Genomic DNA, 15,807 nt, shown 5'->3' with positions numbered 1-15,807 from the left:
CGACGCGGTATGTCAGGAAAATCGCGTCATCGTTCATCGCCGGCAAGCCGCCTCCCACGGTCCGGTGTTTGATGCGCGACAGCGTCACGTCGAAGACGTGGTGGGGCCTCCCACGAGACTTGCGTCGATTAAAGGCTTCATTGGTTAGCCCAGCAACGCTTTCAATACCTGCGCAAACTCCCGCGCGCTCTGCTCTTCATCAGCATGCCGGCCCTCACGAATCACCCAGCGTCCGGCGACGGCCACGTCGCGAATCTGACGATCACCGCCCGCGAATAACCAGCGGTTCAGAATGGCGTCGCTAGTCGCGGTCGCGATGTACGGGTCTTTACCGTTCAGCACCAGCCAGTCGGCACGTTTGCCAACTTCAAGCGCACCGATCTCCTGACCCAGCGCCTGCGCACCGCCCGCGAGCGCGGCGTCCATCAGGGTTCGACCGACCATCGGCTGATCGCTGCGATACAACCGGTTGCGGCGCTGATCACGCAGTCGCTGACCGTACTCCAGCCAGCGCAGTTCTTCGACCACGCTGAGCGACACATGGCTGTCCGAGCCGATGCCCCAGCGCCCGCCCTGAGCGATGTAATCCACAGCGGGGAAAATGCCGTCGCCCAGATTCGCCTCGGTGGTCAGGCACAAACCGGCCACCGCACCGCTGTTCGCCATGAGCGCCACTTCATCAGGCTCGGCGTGGGTCGCATGCACCAGACACCAGCGGTTATCCACAGGCGTGTTTTCATACAACCACTGCAAGGGTCGCCGACCGCTCCAGCTCAGGCAGTCGGCGACTTCCTTCTGCTGCTCGGCAATGTGGATATGCACCGGGCAATGCGGGTCACTGGCGGCCAGCACTGCGCTGATCTGCTCCGGCGTGACGGCGCGTAACGAGTGAAAGCACAGGCCCAGTCGTTGCGCCGACTGATTTGCCAGAATCGGCTGCAGACGTGCCTGCAGGTCCAGATAACTCTCGGTGCTGTGGATAAATCGGCGCTGGCCTTCGTTAGGTGCCTGCCCGCCAAAACCTGAATGGCTGTAGAGCACCGGCAACAGCGTCAGACCGATACCGACCGAACTCGCCGCCTGGCTGATCTGTACCGCCAGCTCGGCGGGATCGGCGTAAGGCTTGCCGGTCAGGTCCTGATGCACGTAATGAAACTCAGCGACCGAGGTATAGCCGCCCTTGAGCATCTCGATGTACAGCTGGCGGGCAATGACACCCAGTTGCTGAGGCGTGATACGCCCGACCAGACGGTACATGAGGTCGCGCCAGGTCCAGAAGCTGTCATTCGGGTTGCCCGCCACTTCCGCGAGCCCGGCCATGGCGCGCTGGAAAGCGTGCGAGTGCAGGTTCGGCATGCCGGGCAGCAACGGACCGCTGACCACTTCCGCGCCCTGCCGATCGGCATTGACCTGAATCCGCGTCAACATTCCCTCGGGGCTGACCTCCAGACGCACATCGCTGGCCCAGCCGTCAGGGAGTAACGCACGCTCGGCAAAGAAGGCTGACATTGACTTCATACCCCATCACTGTAATTTGTATATACATATACAGACGTTTGGCGATCCGGTAAACCGTCGGCAAACTTGCCGTGCCACCGCTTAATGGTTAGCTTGAGCGCCTGAATCATCTCGATAACAAGGACACACACGTGCCGACGCCGCCCGCCTCTTCCTCACTGGCAGCCCAGATGGGCGAAAGTCCCGCACCCTTGTACGCCCGCGTCAAACACATGATCGCCCTGCAGATCCAGAACGGCACGTGGCCGCCGCATCATCGTGTGCCGTCGGAAAGCGAGCTGGTGACGCAGCTGGGTTTCAGCCGCATGACCATCAACCGCGCCCTTCGCGAACTGACGGCCGAAGGCCTGCTGGTGCGCATGCAGGGTGTCGGCACGTTCGTGGCCGAACCCAAGAGCCAGTCGGCGCTGTTCGAAGTCCACAATATCGCTGACGAGATCGCGGCACGAGGCCATCGTCATTCCTGCAAGGTCATCGTCCTCAAGGAAGAAGCGGCAGGCTCCGAGCGTGCGTTGGCGCTGGACATGCGCGAGGGTCAGCGGGTGTTCCACTCGTTGATCGTGCACTACGAAAACGACATTGCCGTGCAGATCGAAGACCGCTTCGTGAACGCCCTGGTCGCACCGGATTACCTCAAGCAGGATTTCACTCAACAGACGCCTTACGCCTACCTGTCGCAGGTCGCACCGCTGACCGAGGGTGAACACGTGGTCGAGGCGATTCTGGCCGAAGCTGACGAGTGCAAACTGTTGCAGATCGACGCAGGCGAACCCTGCCTGCTGATTCGTCGTCGCACCTGGTCAGGCCGCCAGCCGGTGACCGCCGCACGTCTGATCCACCCCGGCTCCCGTCATCGCCTTGAAGGACGTTTCACCAAATGACCCAGACCCGAATTCTGCGCGCCGTCGATTACCCGCGCATGCCGTGGAAGAACGGCGGTGGCAGCACCGAAGAAATCGCCCGCGATGCGGGTCAGGATCTGGACGGTTTCGGCTGGCGCCTGTCGATTGCCGACATCGAGCACTCGGGCGGCTTTTCGGTGTTTGCCGGTTATCAGCGGATTATCACCGTGCTGCAGGGCGCGGGCATGACGCTGTCCGTTGACGGCATCGACAGCCGCCCGCTGCTGCCATCCGACCCGTTCGCGTTCAGCGGCGACAGTCAGGTCGAGTGCACGTTGCTCGACGGACCGATCCGGGATTTCAACCTGATCTACGCTGCACATCGGTACCACGCCCGCTTGCAGTGGATCGACGTGCGCCAGCCGCAAAGGCTGTTCAGTTCGGCCAGCACCTTCGTGCTGTTCAGCATGGCCGAGCAGATTGCGCTGAGCGTCAGTGGCCAGCCCTGGGAAATCCTCGGCAAACACGACTGCGCTCAAGTGGACACTACGGGCGGACTCACGGAAATCGAGCTGCAATCCTCAGGCGCCAGTCGTTGCTGCCTGATTGAGCTGAACGCCATTGGCAATGACGGTATGCTGGACGCCCCCTAAAAATCAGCTTCTCGTTCAAGGACGACCATGACTCAATTCCCTGTCAAGGAAACACCCAGAGCCGTCGCCATCCTCGCCAGCTTCCTCGCCTCCGAATCGGCAGGCGGCATCGTTTTGATGCTCGCAGCACTGGCCGCTTTGATCGTTGCCAACTCGCCACTTTCCGCCGGTTATTTTTCGATTCTGCACAGCGTATGGCTGGGTCTGTCGGTCGAGTTGTGGATCAACGATGGTCTGATGGCAATCTTCTTCCTGATGGTCGGCCTGGAAATCAAACGCGAAGTGCTGGCTGGCGGGCTCTCGACCTGGGGTCAGCGCGCCCTGCCCGGCTTTGCAGCAGCAGGCGGAATGCTGATCCCGGCGCTGATCTACATCGCCATTAACTGGGGCAACCCGCAGACGATGAGCGGCTGGGCGATTCCTGCGGCCACTGACATCGCCTTTGCTCTGGGCGTGCTATCGCTGCTGGGCAATCGGGTGCCGACCTCGCTGAAGGTGTTTCTCGCCGCACTGGCGATTCTCGATGACCTGGGCGCGGTCACCATCATTGCGTTCTTCTACAGTTCCGGCCTGAACCTGCCGATGCTGGGCGCCGCCTTCGCCACGCTGGCGGTGTTGATCGTGATGAACAGACTCAACGTTCGTCGCCTGCTGCCTTATCTGCTGCTGGGCGCACTGTTGTGGTTCTTCGTGCTGCAGTCTGGCGTTCACGCCACGCTGGCAGGCGTCGCGCTGGCGTTGTGCATCCCGATGGGCAAGCCTGAGGAAGAGGCGCGCTCGCCGCTGCTGTTCCTTGAAGAGAAGATGCATTACTGGGTCGCGTTCGCCGTGGTGCCGATCTTCGGCTTTGCCAACGCGGGTGTTTCGCTGGCCGGTATCACGGTGGAAAACCTCGTTGATCCGGTGCCGCTCGGTGTTGCGCTGGGGCTGTTCGTGGGCAAGCAGATCGGCGTGTTCCTCGCCGCCGTGCTGGCGATTCGTTCAGGGCTCGCGGTGTTGCCGGAGGGCAGTAACTGGATGCAGCTGTATGGCGTGGCGATCCTGTGCGGCATCGGTTTCACCATGAGTCTGTTCATCGGCAACCTGGCATTCCCCGGTCAGCAGCACCTGATCGACGAGGTGAAAGTCGGCGTGCTGATCGGTTCGGGCATTGCGGCAATTGCCGGCATTATCGTGTTGCGCAGCCGCTTCAGCCGGCCCTGAAAAAAATATTTTCAAATCACTGCATCCAGATTGTTTCTTCGCGGGTAGTACATACAGCAGCCACTTCGAGTTGCTGAGCGCGGTTAAATAATCTGGAGATTTCTGCATGAACGCAAAACGCTTGCTCTGCCTTGCAGGTAGTACCCTGGCTTTCACTTGCCTGTCGTCCGTCGCCCTGGCCCAGACCGATCTGCCCGAAAGCGTTCGGGTTCCGGCCGGCCACAAGATCAGCATGCAAACCACCGGGGTCGGCGAAATCACCTACGAGTGCCGCGCAAAAGCCAACATGCCCAACGAGATGGAATGGGCGTTCGTCGGTCCCAAGGCCGTGCTCAATGACAAGAGCGGCAAGCAGGTCGGCACCTACTACGGCCCGCCTGCCACCTGGGAAGCCAAAGACGGCTCGAAAGTGACCGGCACTCAGGTCGCTGTTGCACCTTCGAGCGCAGGCAACCTGCCGTACCAGTTGGTCAAGGCCAACCCGGCAGAAGGCAAAGGCGCCATGACCGGTGTTGCCTACATCCAGCGCACCGCGCTGAAAGGCGGCGTGGCACCGACCACCGCGTGCGCAGCCAGCAACAAGGGCGCCAAGGAAGTGGTCAAGTACCAGGCTGACTACCTGTTCTGGGCTGCCAACTGATACAGCCAGGCAATCGGGCACCGCGCAGTCAGTGAGCTATGCTGCTGCGCGGGTCCTCGTGATATCAACGAGGCATTAGTCCATCGATGGCGGATTACCTTGTCCTCACACGAATCTCTCTTTGATTACGAAGGCACGTTGCAAGCCTGCGCCCGCGGTGAGCGGCAGGCCCTGCAGCGTCTTTATGAACAGGAAAGCGCGCGGCTGCTCGGTGTGGTCGTGCGACTGGTTCGCGACCGGGAACTGGCCGAGGACATCGTGCATGACGCGTTTCTGAAAATCTGGACCCGTGCGGCCAGTTTCGACGCATCACGCGGTTCGGCACGCGGCTGGATATTCAGCGTGACCCGGCATCTGGCGCTCAACAACCTGCGCAATACGGCGCGGGAAGTCCGGGTTGAGGATGACGACAGCGAAGATCATCATGAGCAGGCGACGCTGGAAGGCTGGCAGGAAACCGGCGATGCCTTCGATTGGCGTGTCAATCCGGGACGCATCACGGCGTGCCTGGAGCAGCTTGAGCCGGTACGGCGCAACTGCGTGTTTCACGCGTATGTAGACGGTTATTCGCATCAGGAAATCGCGCAGAAAATCGGCGCGCCACTGGGTACGGTCAAAGCCTGGATCAAGCGCAGCCTGACGGCTTTGCGGGAGTGCATGGGATGACCCAACCTTCGGACAAGAATATTCACGAGCTGGCAGGCGAGTATGTGCTCGGCACGCTGTCGGCCGAACAGAGGCTCGATGTACAACGTCGCCTGCCTCACGAACCGGATCTGCAGGCAGCAATAGACGCCTGGGATCAGCGCCTGCTGCCGTTGAACGAGCTGGCGGAACCGGTCAAGCCATCACCCGGCCTGTGGGAGCGGATCGAACGCAACCTGATGGATCGGGCAACGCCTCACACGCAGCCTGAACAGCACGTGCGCTGGTGGGACCATCTGGCGATCTGGCGCGGGCTGGCCGGTGCAGGCATCGCAGCCTCGCTGGTGCTGGGCCTGACGTTGCTGACCCGCGATCCGGCGCCACCTTCCTATCTGGTGGTACTCGTCGGACCTCAGGACAAATCACCCGGCTGGGTCGTGCAGGCCAGCAATCGACAGGAAATCCAGCTCATCCCGCTGGGCGCGTTCGAAGTACCGGCCGACAAGGCGCTGGAGTTCTGGACCAAGGGTGACGACTGGCAGGGACCGGTGTCGCTGGGGCTGGTCAAGCCAGGGCAAAGCCTGAACATCGCGCTCGATAAACTGCCGCCACTGCAACCCAACCAGTTATTTGAACTGACGCTGGAAAAGTCCACGGGTTCGCCAATCGGCAAACCAACCGGGCCGATTCAATTCATAGGGCGGGCCGTGAAGGTCATTTGAAGCGCCTGAACTCAGCCTCACATTGATCGTTCCCCACGCGCGGGAACGACCATCGAACGAACCCGCACCAACGTGTTACCCACCGCCCCAAAAACGGGCAAAAAACCTTTCAAGTAACAATCGCGACCTGTTGTCCGCTTTGCGTGTCGGCACCGCCGCTCCCTTCCGCCCCCTCGAAACACAAGCCCCGCCGCTGTTTTCCGAGCTGCCTTGATCACTGGGCGAAAAGTTGGTCTTTGGATTGCATATGCTTGTATGTACAAGTAGAGACAGGCTAATCACCTGGTGCTTTACGGAACTGATTGAAGCGCCCTTTGCGGGCTGGTTTGGAATGATCGCTGAGGATTTTTTTGTGACCGAGAAACGTGTGACCGAGAAGCAAGACCTGAAGCAGGACTGGACCCGCCACCGCGAAGGCGAGGTACGTGCTGCACGCGGTACGAAACTGACGGCCAAAAGCTGGCTGACCGAAGCGCCGTTGCGCATGTTGATGAACAACTTGGACCCGGAAGTCGCCGAGAACCCCAATGAACTGGTGGTGTACGGCGGCATCGGGCGGGCGGCGCGCAACTGGGAGTGTTACGACCAGATCGTCGAAAGCCTCACCCACCTGAATGACGACGAAACGCTGCTGGTGCAATCCGGCAAGCCGGTTGGCGTGTTCAAGACCCACAGCAATGCCCCGCGCGTGCTGATCGCCAACTCCAACCTGGTGCCGCACTGGGCGAGCTGGGAACACTTCAACGAACTGGATGCCAAGGGCCTGGCAATGTATGGCCAGATGACCGCCGGCAGCTGGATCTACATCGGCAGCCAGGGCATCGTGCAAGGCACCTACGAAACCTTTGTCGAAGCCGGTCGCCAGCATTACGACGGCAACCTCAAGGGCCGCTGGGTGCTGACCGCAGGCCTGGGCGGCATGGGCGGCGCGCAACCTCTGGCCGCGACACTGGCCGGGGCCTGCTCGCTGAACATCGAATGCCAGCAGAGCCGTATCGATTTCCGTATCAAGACCCGCTACGTCGACGAACAGGCCGCCGATCTGGATGACGCGCTGGCCCGCATCGCCAAATACACCGCCGAAGGCAAGGCCATCTCCATCGCCCTGTGCGGCAACGCGGCCGAAATCCTGCCGGAAATGGTCCGTCGTGGCGTGCGCCCGGACATGGTAACCGACCAGACCAGCGCCCATGACCCGCTCAACGGCTACCTGCCAAAAGGCTGGAGCTGGGACGAGTACCGCGCCCGCTCGGTAAGCGAGCCGGCCAATGTGGTCAAGGCCGCCAAGCAGTCGATGGCCGAACACGTCGAAGCCATGCTGGCCTTCCAGAAAGCCGGTATTCCAACCTTCGACTACGGCAACAACATCCGCCAGATGGCCAAGGAAGTCGGCGTCAAGGACGCCTTCGATTTCCCAGGCTTTGTTCCGGCCTACATCCGTCCACTGTTCTGCCGTGGCATCGGTCCGTTCCGCTGGGCCGCGCTGTCGGGTGACCCGCAGGACATCTACAAGACCGACGCCAAGGTCAAGGAACTGATCCCGGACGACGAACACCTGCACAACTGGCTGGACATGGCCCGCGAGCGCATCAGCTTTCAGGGTCTGCCCGCCCGTATCTGCTGGGTCGGTCTGGGCCAGCGCGCCAAGCTGGGTCTGGCGTTCAACGAGATGGTGCGCAGCGGCGAGCTGTCGGCACCGGTGGTGATTGGCCGCGACCACCTGGACTCCGGTTCGGTCGCCAGCCCCAACCGCGAAACCGAAGCCATGCGCGACGGCTCCGACGCAGTCTCCGACTGGCCGTTGCTCAACGCCCTGCTCAACACCGCCAGCGGCGCAACCTGGGTGTCTCTGCACCACGGCGGCGGCGTCGGCATGGGTTTCTCGCAGCATTCGGGCATGGTGATCGTCTGCGACGGCACCGACGAAGCCGCTGCACGGATCGCCCGCGTGCTGCACAACGACCCGGCCACTGGCGTCATGCGCCATGCCGACGCGGGATATGACATTGCTATCGAATGTGCCAAAGAGCAGGGCTTGAACCTGCCGATGATCGGACGTTAAGGGACCTGTCGGTCATCACCGACAGCCCTCGGGACCGGGCGTGAAAACGCCCGAAGGCCGGATGCCTGTTTTGAAGCTGCCACCATCCCTTTCAGGCGTAGGAGCATCGACAATGAATATGAAAAAGGCCCTGTTGACCACTCTGGTATCCGCTGGCTTGCTTGCCAGCGCAGGAGCGAGTCAGGCCGCCAGCTGGTGTGAATCGGGCAAGCCGGTGAAATTTGCGGGCCTGAACTGGGAAAGCGCCATGCTGCTGACCGACATCCTGCAGATTGTGATGGACAAGGGTTACGGCTGCACCGTGGACGCCTTGCCCGGCAACTCCATCGCCATGGAAAACGCCCTGAGCACCAACGACATTCAGATTTTCGCTGAAGAATGGGTGGGTCGCAGCGAGGTGTGGAACAAGGCGGCGGCGGCCGGAAAAGTGGTCGGTGTCGGCGCGCCTATCGTCGGTGCAGTCGAAGGCTGGTACGTGCCGCGTTACGTGATCGAAGGCGATGCCAAGCGCAAACTGGAAGCCAAGGCGCCGAACCTCAAGTCCATCAGTGACCTGGCGCAATACTCGGCGGTGTTCAAGGATCAGGAAGAACCCGGCAAGGGCCGTTTCTACAACTGCCCGGCCGGCTGGACCTGCGAGCTGGAAAACAGCGAGATGCTCAAGAGCTATGGTCTGGAGAACAAGTACACCAACTTCCGGCCGGGTACCGGCCCTGCGCTGGACGCAGCTATCCTGTCCAGCTACAAGCGTGGCGAGCCGATCCTGACGTATTACTGGTCGCCGACGCCGCTGATGGGCCAGGTGGATCTGGTGCGTCTGGAAGAGAAGGCCGGGGTAAACAAGACGATCGATATCAAGGTCGGCGTGTCCAAAGTGTTCCATGATCAGGCGCCTGAGCTGGTTGCGATGCTGGAGAAGGTCAATCTGCCGATCGACCTGCTCAACCAGAACCTGGGACGCATGGCCAAGGACCGCATCGAATCGCCGAAGCTTGCCCGGATCTTCCTGAAAGAACACCCGGAAGTCTGGCACCAGTGGGTCAGTGAAGACGCCGCGAAAAAGGTGGACGCCTCGCTGTAAACGACTGGGCAGCCGGGCTGACAGTGCCGGTCCGGTTGCCCGTTCGTGGGTCCGATACACCTTACTTGAGAGCCGCTTATGTTCCCTGAAAGCTTCACTTTCTCGATCGCCAACTGGGTCAATGACGGCGTCGACTCGCTGGTCACCCAATACGGCGATGTGTTCCGGCACATCTCCGACACCCTGCTGTGGGCCATCGTCAATCTGGAAGGCCTGCTGCGCATGGCGCCGTGGTGGCTGATGCTGCTGATCGTCGGCGGCATCGCCTGGCACGCCACGCGCAAGGTCGTCACCACCGTCGTGATCGTCGGCCTGCTGTTTCTGGTTGGCGCGGTCGGGTTGTGGGACAAACTGATGCAGACCCTGGCGCTGATGCTGGTCGCCACGATCATCGCCGTGCTGATCGGCATCCCGCTGGGGATTCTTTCGGCGCGCAGCAACCGTCTGCGCTCAGTGCTGATGCCACTGCTGGACATCATGCAGACCATGCCCAGCTTCGTTTACCTGATTCCGGTGCTGATGCTGTTCGGTCTGGGCAAGGTCCCGGCGATCTTCGCCACCGTGATCTACGCCGCTCCACCGCTGATCCGCCTGACCGACCTGGGCATTCGTCAGGTCGATGGCGAAGTCATGGAAGCCATCAACGCGTTCGGTGCCAACCGCTGGCAGCAACTGTTCGGCGTGCAACTGCCACTAGCAATGCCCAGCATCATGGCCGGGATCAACCAGACCACCATGATGGCGCTGTCGATGGTAGTGATTGCCTCGATGATCGGCGCTCGCGGTCTGGGCGAAGACGTACTCGTCGGCATTCAGACGCTGAACGTTGGACGTGGACTGGAAGCGGGACTGGCCATCGTCATTCTGGCGGTCGTGATCGACCGCATCACGCAGGCCTACGGCCGCCCACGGCATGAGGCGCAGAAATGATGAGTGCGGAACAGAACAAGATCGTCGTACGCAATGTGTTCAAGATTTTCGGCAGCCGCGAAAAGGAAGCGCTGGCGATGGTCCAGCAAAATCAGAGCAAGGATCAGGTGCTGGCCAAAACCGGCTGCGTCGTCGGCGTGAACGATCTGTCACTGTCGATTGCCAGTGGAGAGATTTTCGTGATCATGGGCCTGTCAGGCTCCGGTAAGTCGACGCTGGTACGACACTTCAATCGGCTGATCGACCCTACCAGCGGTGAGATTCTGGTCGATGGCGAGGACATCCTGCGCTACGACATGGAAGCGCTGCGCCAGTTTCGCCGACACAAGATCAGCATGGTGTTCCAGAGCTTCGGCCTGCTGCCGCACAAGACCGTGCTGGCCAACGTGGCCTACGGCTTGAAAGTGCGCGGCGAGACCAAGGCGCTGTGTGATGAGCGCGCCCGGCACTGGATCACCACGGTCGGCCTGAGCGGCTACGAAAACAAGTACCCGCACCAGCTCTCCGGCGGCATGCGCCAGCGGGTCGGTCTGGCCCGCGCGTTGGCGGCCGACACCGACATCATCCTGATGGACGAAGCGTTCAGTGCCCTCGACCCACTGATCCGCGCCGAAATGCAGGACCAGTTGCTCGAACTGCAGGCCAAGCTGCACAAGACCATCGTGTTCATTACCCACGACCTGGACGAAGCGGTGCGCATCGGCAACCGGATCGCGATTCTCAAGGACGGGCGGCTGATTCAGGTCGGCACGCCGAAAGAAATCCTTCACTCGCCCGCTGACGATTACGTGGACCGTTTCGTTCAGCGCCGCGTGGCCACTCTTTAAGGACCGTTGCAGATGTCGCGAGCAGAACAGATCGTCATCGGCGACGCCCCGGCGCGCTGGCAGGATGTGGTGGCCGTCGCCCGGCATGGCGCGCAACTGGTGCTGTCCGACGCCGCGTGGGCGAGGATCGACAACGCCCAGGCCATCGTCCGGCAGATCGTCGCCAGCGGCGAGCGCGCCTATGGCGTGAACACCGGCCTGGGCGCGCTGTGCAATGTCTCGCTGGAAGGCGAACAGCTCAGTCGTCTGTCGCGCAACACCTTGCTCAGCCATGCCTGTGGCGTTGGCGCACCGCTGGCCGACGAGCAGACCCGCGCGATCATCTGCGCCGCACTGCTCAATTACAGTCAGGGCAAATCCGGCATTCATCGGCAAGTGGTCGAAGCGCTGCTGGCCCTGCTCAATCGCGGCATCACACCACAGGTCCCGGCGCAGGGCTCGGTCGGTTACCTGACCCACATGGCCCACGTCGGCGTCGCCTTGCTGGGCGTCGGTCAGGTCAGCTATCGCGGGCAGATCGTGTCGGCACAGCAGGCGCTGGATGAGGAAGGTCTCAAGCCCGTGACGCTGGGCGCGAAGGACGGCTTGTGTCTGGTCAACGGCACGCCCTGCATGACCGGCCTGAGCTGTCTGGCCATCGCCGATGCCGAACGCCTGACCCAGTGGGCCGACGTGATCGGTGCCATGACCTTCGAAGCGCTGCGCGGTCAGCTGGACGCCTTCGATGAAACCATCCTCGCCCTCAAGCCACATCCCGGCATGCAGATAGTCGGCAGCAACCTGCGAAGCCTGCTGGCAGGCAGCGAAGTGCTCGCCAGCAGTCAGGGTATTAGGACTCAGGATGCGCTGAGCATCCGTTCGATTCCGCAGGTACATGGCGCCACCCGCGATCAACTGGCACATGCCATTCGCCAGATCGAGACCGAACTCAATTCGGTCACCGACAACCCGCTGCTGCTCGGCACGCCCGACGCCTATCGCGTGGTGTCCCAGGCCAATCCGCACGGTCAATCCGTGGCGATGGCGGCGGACCTTTTGTGCATGGCTGTCGCCGAGCTGGGCTCGATTGCCGAGCGTCGTTTGGACCGCCTGATCAACCCGATGGTCAGCGGCCTGCCCGCGTTTCTGGTCAGCCAGCCGGGCGTCAACTCGGGAATGATGATCGTCCAGTACGTTGCTGCCTCGCTGTGCGCGGAAAACCGTCAGATGGCGCAACCGGCGGTTGTGGATAACTACGTCACGTCCGGCCTGCAGGAAGATCACCTGAGCCTGGGCACCAGCGCCGCACTCAAGCTGCACAAGGTGCTGGGCAACGCGACGCAGATTCTCGCCATCGAATACCTGCTCGCGGCGCAGGCCTTCGAATTCCTCAAGACCCAGCGCTTCGGCGTCGGGACGAACATCGCCTGGCAGCTATTGCGCGAGCGGGTGCCCGCCTATGACGAAGACCGCTGGCTGGCGCCGGACATCGCCAGCAGCGCAGCACTGATCAACGAACAACAGATGCTGGAAAGGATTTTCCAGCGCTGCCGCGAACACACGGCAACCCAATAAAAAGCGGTCAAGGCCCGGCGTTACCCACGCAGGGCCGACGGCGGCGCGTTCAAGAAGCGCGCACGCCCGACATCAATCAAGGAGTAGCTGCATCGTGACCACCCCCTCTGCCCACACCTTCAACCTGATTCCCGGCCAACTGACCCTGGCGCAATTGCGCGCCATTTATCAGCGCCCTGTGACCCTGACGCTCGATGCCAGCGCAGACCAGCAGATCGACGACAGCGTGGCGTGCGTCGAGCGCATCCTGGCCGAGAATCGCACCGCTTACGGCATAAACACCGGTTTCGGCCTGCTGGCCTCGACGCGCATCGCCAGCGAAGACCTGGAGAATCTGCAGCGTTCGCTGGTGCTGTCCCACGCCGCCGGTGTCGGCCAGCCGATCAGTGATGAACTGGTGCGGGTGATCATGGTGCTCAAGGTCAACAGCCTGAGCCGGGGCTTTTCGGGGATTCGTCGGGTGGTCATCGACGCGCTGATTGCGCTGATCAATGCCGAGGTCTATCCGCACATCCCGCTCAAGGGCTCGGTGGGTGCCTCTGGTGACCTCGCGCCGCTGGCGCACATGTCGCTGGTGCTGCTGGGTGAAGGCAAGGCGCGCTACAAGGGCGAATGGCTCAATGCAGTCGAGGCCCTGAAAGTCGCCGGCCTGACGCCGCTGACCCTGGCCGCCAAGGAAGGTCTGGCGCTGCTCAACGGCACGCAGGTTTCGACCGCTTACGCGCTGCGCGGCCTGTTCGAAGGCGAGGATCTTTTCGCCGCCGCCCTGACCTGCGGCTCGCTCACGGTCGAAGCGGTGCTGGGTTCGCGCTCGCCGTTCGACGCACGCATCCATGCCGCACGTGGCCAGCGCGGACAGATCGATTCCGCCGCGTGCTACCGCGACCTGCTGGGTGACAGCAGCGAAGTGTCCGAGTCGCACCGCAATTGCGACAAGGTTCAGGACCCCTACTCGCTGCGCTGCCAGCCCCAGGTCATGGGCGCCTGCCTGACTCAGTTGCGTCAGGCTGCCGAAGTACTGGAAATCGAAGCCAACGCCGTGTCCGATAATCCGTTGGTGTTCGCTGCCGAGAACGACGTGATCTCCGGCGGCAACTTCCACGCCGAGCCGGTCGCCATGGCGGCGGACAACCTGGCGCTGGCCATCGCCGAAATCGGCTCGCTCAGCGAGCGACGCATTTCGCTGATGATGGACAAGCACATGTCGCAACTGCCGCCGTTCCTGGTGGCCAACGGCGGGGTCAATTCCGGTTTCATGATCGCCCAGGTCACGGCCGCCGCGCTGGCCAGTGAAAACAAGGCGCTGGCCCACCCGCACAGCGTCGACAGCCTGCCGACGTCGGCCAACCAGGAAGACCATGTGTCGATGGCGCCAGCCGCCGGCAAGCGGTTATGGGAAATGGCAGAAAACGTTCGCGGGATTCTTGCCGTAGAATGGCTGGCTGCGTGTCAGGGTCTGGACCTGCGCAATGGTCTGAAAACCTCTCCGAAACTGGAGCAGGCCCGTGCCCTGCTGCGCAGCAAGGTCCCGTCCTACGACAAAGACCGCTTTTTCGCACCGGACATCGAAGCTGCCAGCCAGCTGTTGTCCTCCACTTGCCTGAACCCTTTGGTTCCTGCACGTCTGCTACCGAGTCTGTGATGCACCGCGAGCCTGGCAGGGCTCGCCATGGTCAATCGCTGCGGGAAGCCGGATGCAGGCGTTCTCGCAGCTATAGCCATACCAGTAATGAAATGGACCTGAAATGACGTCACGAGATGGTTTGAAACGCGGGTTATCCGCCCGCCACATTCGCTTCATGGCCCTGGGCTCTGCCATCGGCACAGGGTTGTTCTACGGCTCCGCCTCGGCGATTCAACAGGCAGGCCCTGCAGTATTGCTGGCCTACCTGATCGGCGGCGCGGCGGTGTTCATGGTCATGCGTGCGCTGGGCGAAATGGCCGTGCACCATCCGGTGGCCGGTTCGTTCAGCCACTACGCCACGCGCTATCTGGGCCCGCTGGCAGGCTTCGTCCTGGGCTGGACCTACGCGTTCGAGATGATCATCGTCTGCCTCGCCGACGTCACCGCGTTCGGGATCTACATGGGCTTCTGGTTCCCGGAAGTGCCGCGCTGGATCTGGGTGCTGGGCATCGTGTTCCTGATCGCCGCGCTGAACCTGTGCAACGTGAAAGTCTTTGGCGAAACCGAATTCTGGCTGTCGCTGCTCAAGGTCGGCGCGATCATCGCGATGATTCTGGCGGGGTTCGGCATCATGCTGTTCGGCATTGGCAGCTCAACCACAGGCACGGAGATCGGCATCGCCAACCTGTGGGCGCATGGCGGTTTCATGCCCAACGGCGTCGCGGGTCTGATCGCATCGTTTGCCGTGGTGATGTTTGCCTTCGGCGGCATCGAGGTCATCGGGATTACCGCCGGTGAAGCCAAGGACCCGCAACGCTCGCTGCCGAGTGCGATCAATGCCGTACCGCTGCGCATTCTGCTGTTCTACGTACTGACACTGTTCGTGCTGATGTCCATTTATCCATGGCCACAGATCGGCACGCAGGGCAGCCCGTTCGTGCAGATTTTCGACAATCTGGGCATCGCGTCGGCCGCCACCATTCTCAACATCGTGGTGATTTCCGCCGCCGTGTCGGCGATCAACAGCGACATCTTCGGCGCAGGCCGCATGATGTACGGGCTGGCGCGCGATGGTCAGGCACCGGCCAGCTTTGCCCACCTTTCGCGGCAAGGCGTGCCGTGGATGACCGTGGTGGTGATGGGCGTGACGCTGCTGGGCGGCGTGGTGCTCAACTACCTGATCCCCAAGGACGTGTTCCTGCTGATCGCCTCGCTGGCCACCTTCGCCACCGTCTGGGTCTGGCTGATGATCCTGCTGACCCAGGTCGCGATGCGCCGCGCCATGAGCGCCGAAGAAGTCGCCGAGCTGAAATTCCCGGTGCCGTTCTGGCCGTATGCGCCAGCAGCCGCCATTGTCTTCATGCTGTTTATCTTCGGCGTGCTGGGGTACTTCCCGGACAACCGCGCCGCGCTGATAGTCGGCGCGATCTGGATCGTGCTGCTGGTCATCGCCTACCGTCTATGGGTGAAACCCAAATCGCTGAAACCTGTCCCCTAGCCTGAGGA

The 15,807-nt window shown here is 62.0% G+C and carries 14 protein-coding genes; 13 read left to right on the top strand and 1 reads right to left on the bottom strand.

What is annotated here, in order from left to right; translation table 11 throughout:
* Positions 1-144: 144 nt before the first annotated feature.
* Positions 145-1,509 (bottom strand): formimidoylglutamate deiminase, encoded by a 1,365-nt coding sequence (locus AO065_RS01225; RefSeq protein ID WP_004880387.1) that lies wholly within the window; start codon positions 1,507-1,509, stop codon positions 145-147.
* A gap of 179 nt (positions 1,510-1,688) precedes the next feature.
* On the opposite strand from AO065_RS01225, the gene hutC reads away from it, so the two are divergent.
* The 13 genes from hutC to AO065_RS01160 all read left to right on the top strand — a co-directional run bounded on the left by hutC (position 1,689) and on the right by AO065_RS01160 (position 15,799).
* A complete protein-coding gene (gene hutC / locus AO065_RS01220) occupies positions 1,689-2,399 on the top strand; it encodes a histidine utilization repressor (protein WP_170969020.1) in 711 nt (236 codons plus the stop codon).
* Positions 2,396-3,013, top strand: coding sequence for a HutD/Ves family protein (locus tag AO065_RS01215; protein ID WP_004880390.1), 618 nt, complete (start codon positions 2,396-2,398; stop codon positions 3,011-3,013). The genes hutC and AO065_RS01215 overlap by 4 nt, the downstream gene beginning before the upstream one ends.
* 27 nt (positions 3,014-3,040) lie before the next feature.
* Positions 3,041-4,216 (top strand): Na+/H+ antiporter NhaA, encoded by a 1,176-nt coding sequence (nhaA, locus tag AO065_RS01210; protein WP_004880391.1) that lies wholly within the window; start codon positions 3,041-3,043, stop codon positions 4,214-4,216.
* Between the two features lie 106 nt (positions 4,217-4,322).
* Positions 4,323-4,856 carry a DUF3455 domain-containing protein gene (locus tag AO065_RS01205; RefSeq protein ID WP_004880392.1) on the top strand — a complete coding sequence of 178 codons (534 nt, stop codon included), beginning with the start codon at positions 4,323-4,325 and terminating at the stop codon, positions 4,854-4,856.
* A gap of 99 nt (positions 4,857-4,955) precedes the next feature.
* Entirely contained in the window at positions 4,956-5,522 is a 567-nt protein-coding gene (locus AO065_RS01200) for a sigma-70 family RNA polymerase sigma factor (RefSeq protein WP_004880394.1), read from the top strand.
* Positions 5,519-6,223 (top strand): anti-sigma factor, encoded by a 705-nt coding sequence (locus AO065_RS01195; RefSeq protein ID WP_004880395.1) that lies wholly within the window; start codon positions 5,519-5,521, stop codon positions 6,221-6,223. The genes AO065_RS01200 and AO065_RS01195 overlap by 4 nt, the downstream gene beginning before the upstream one ends.
* Positions 6,224-6,554: 331 nt before the next feature.
* Complete coding sequence (gene hutU, locus AO065_RS01190) at positions 6,555-8,285, top strand: urocanate hydratase (protein WP_004880396.1); 1,731 nt, start codon at positions 6,555-6,557, stop codon at positions 8,283-8,285.
* Between the two features lie 112 nt (positions 8,286-8,397).
* Positions 8,398-9,366: an ABC transporter substrate-binding protein gene (locus tag AO065_RS01185; RefSeq protein ID WP_004880399.1), complete on the top strand. Its 969-nt coding sequence runs from the start codon at positions 8,398-8,400 to the stop codon at positions 9,364-9,366.
* 78 nt (positions 9,367-9,444) lie between these two features.
* Complete coding sequence (locus AO065_RS01180; protein ID WP_004880400.1) at positions 9,445-10,296, top strand: ABC transporter permease; 852 nt, start codon at positions 9,445-9,447, stop codon at positions 10,294-10,296.
* Positions 10,293-11,123, top strand: a complete 831-nt coding sequence (locus tag AO065_RS01175; RefSeq protein WP_004880403.1) for a quaternary amine ABC transporter ATP-binding protein — start codon at positions 10,293-10,295, stop codon at positions 11,121-11,123. Before AO065_RS01180 ends, AO065_RS01175 begins: the two co-directional genes overlap by 4 nt.
* A 12-nt stretch (positions 11,124-11,135) precedes the next feature.
* Positions 11,136-12,677, top strand: coding sequence for an HAL/PAL/TAL family ammonia-lyase (locus tag AO065_RS01170; protein ID WP_004880404.1), 1,542 nt, complete (start codon positions 11,136-11,138; stop codon positions 12,675-12,677).
* Positions 12,678-12,771: 94 nt separating this feature from the next.
* Positions 12,772-14,319 carry a histidine ammonia-lyase gene (hutH, locus tag AO065_RS01165; RefSeq protein WP_004880407.1) on the top strand — a complete coding sequence of 516 codons (1,548 nt, stop codon included), beginning with the start codon at positions 12,772-12,774 and terminating at the stop codon, positions 14,317-14,319.
* A gap of 103 nt (positions 14,320-14,422) precedes the next feature.
* Positions 14,423-15,799 (top strand): amino acid permease, encoded by a 1,377-nt coding sequence (locus AO065_RS01160; RefSeq protein WP_004880408.1) that lies wholly within the window; start codon positions 14,423-14,425, stop codon positions 15,797-15,799.
* Positions 15,800-15,807: the final 8 nt, after the last annotated feature.

The organism is Pseudomonas viridiflava (genome assembly GCF_001642795.1).
Taxonomy (GTDB): domain Bacteria; phylum Pseudomonadota; class Gammaproteobacteria; order Pseudomonadales; family Pseudomonadaceae; genus Aquipseudomonas; species Aquipseudomonas viridiflava.
This window is presented reverse-complemented; position numbering and strand designations above follow the sequence as displayed.

Bases quoted from the DNA above. Each gene is read 5' to 3' on its own strand.
- AO065_RS01195 (WP_004880395.1), top strand. From the start codon at position 5,519: ATGACCCAACCTTCGGACAAGAATATTCACGAGCTGGCAGGCGAGTAT.
- hutU (WP_004880396.1), top strand. From the start codon at position 6,555: ATGATCGCTGAGGATTTTTTTGTGACCGAGAAACGTGTGACCGAGAAG.
- AO065_RS01205 (WP_004880392.1), top strand. From the start codon at position 4,323: ATGAACGCAAAACGCTTGCTCTGCCTTGCAGGTAGTACCCTGGCTTTC.
- AO065_RS01185 (WP_004880399.1), top strand. From the start codon at position 8,398: ATGAATATGAAAAAGGCCCTGTTGACCACTCTGGTATCCGCTGGCTTG.
- hutC (WP_170969020.1), top strand. From the start codon at position 1,689: ATGGGCGAAAGTCCCGCACCCTTGTACGCCCGCGTCAAACACATGATC.
- AO065_RS01225 (WP_004880387.1), bottom strand. From the start codon at position 1,509: ATGTCAGCCTTCTTTGCCGAGCGTGCGTTACTCCCTGACGGCTGGGCC.
- AO065_RS01170 (WP_004880404.1), top strand. From the start codon at position 11,136: ATGTCGCGAGCAGAACAGATCGTCATCGGCGACGCCCCGGCGCGCTGG.
- AO065_RS01180 (WP_004880400.1), top strand. From the start codon at position 9,445: ATGTTCCCTGAAAGCTTCACTTTCTCGATCGCCAACTGGGTCAATGAC.
- AO065_RS01175 (WP_004880403.1), top strand. From the start codon at position 10,293: ATGATGAGTGCGGAACAGAACAAGATCGTCGTACGCAATGTGTTCAAG.
- nhaA (WP_004880391.1), top strand. From the start codon at position 3,041: ATGACTCAATTCCCTGTCAAGGAAACACCCAGAGCCGTCGCCATCCTC.
- AO065_RS01160 (WP_004880408.1), top strand. From the start codon at position 14,423: ATGACGTCACGAGATGGTTTGAAACGCGGGTTATCCGCCCGCCACATT.
- AO065_RS01215 (WP_004880390.1), top strand. From the start codon at position 2,396: ATGACCCAGACCCGAATTCTGCGCGCCGTCGATTACCCGCGCATGCCG.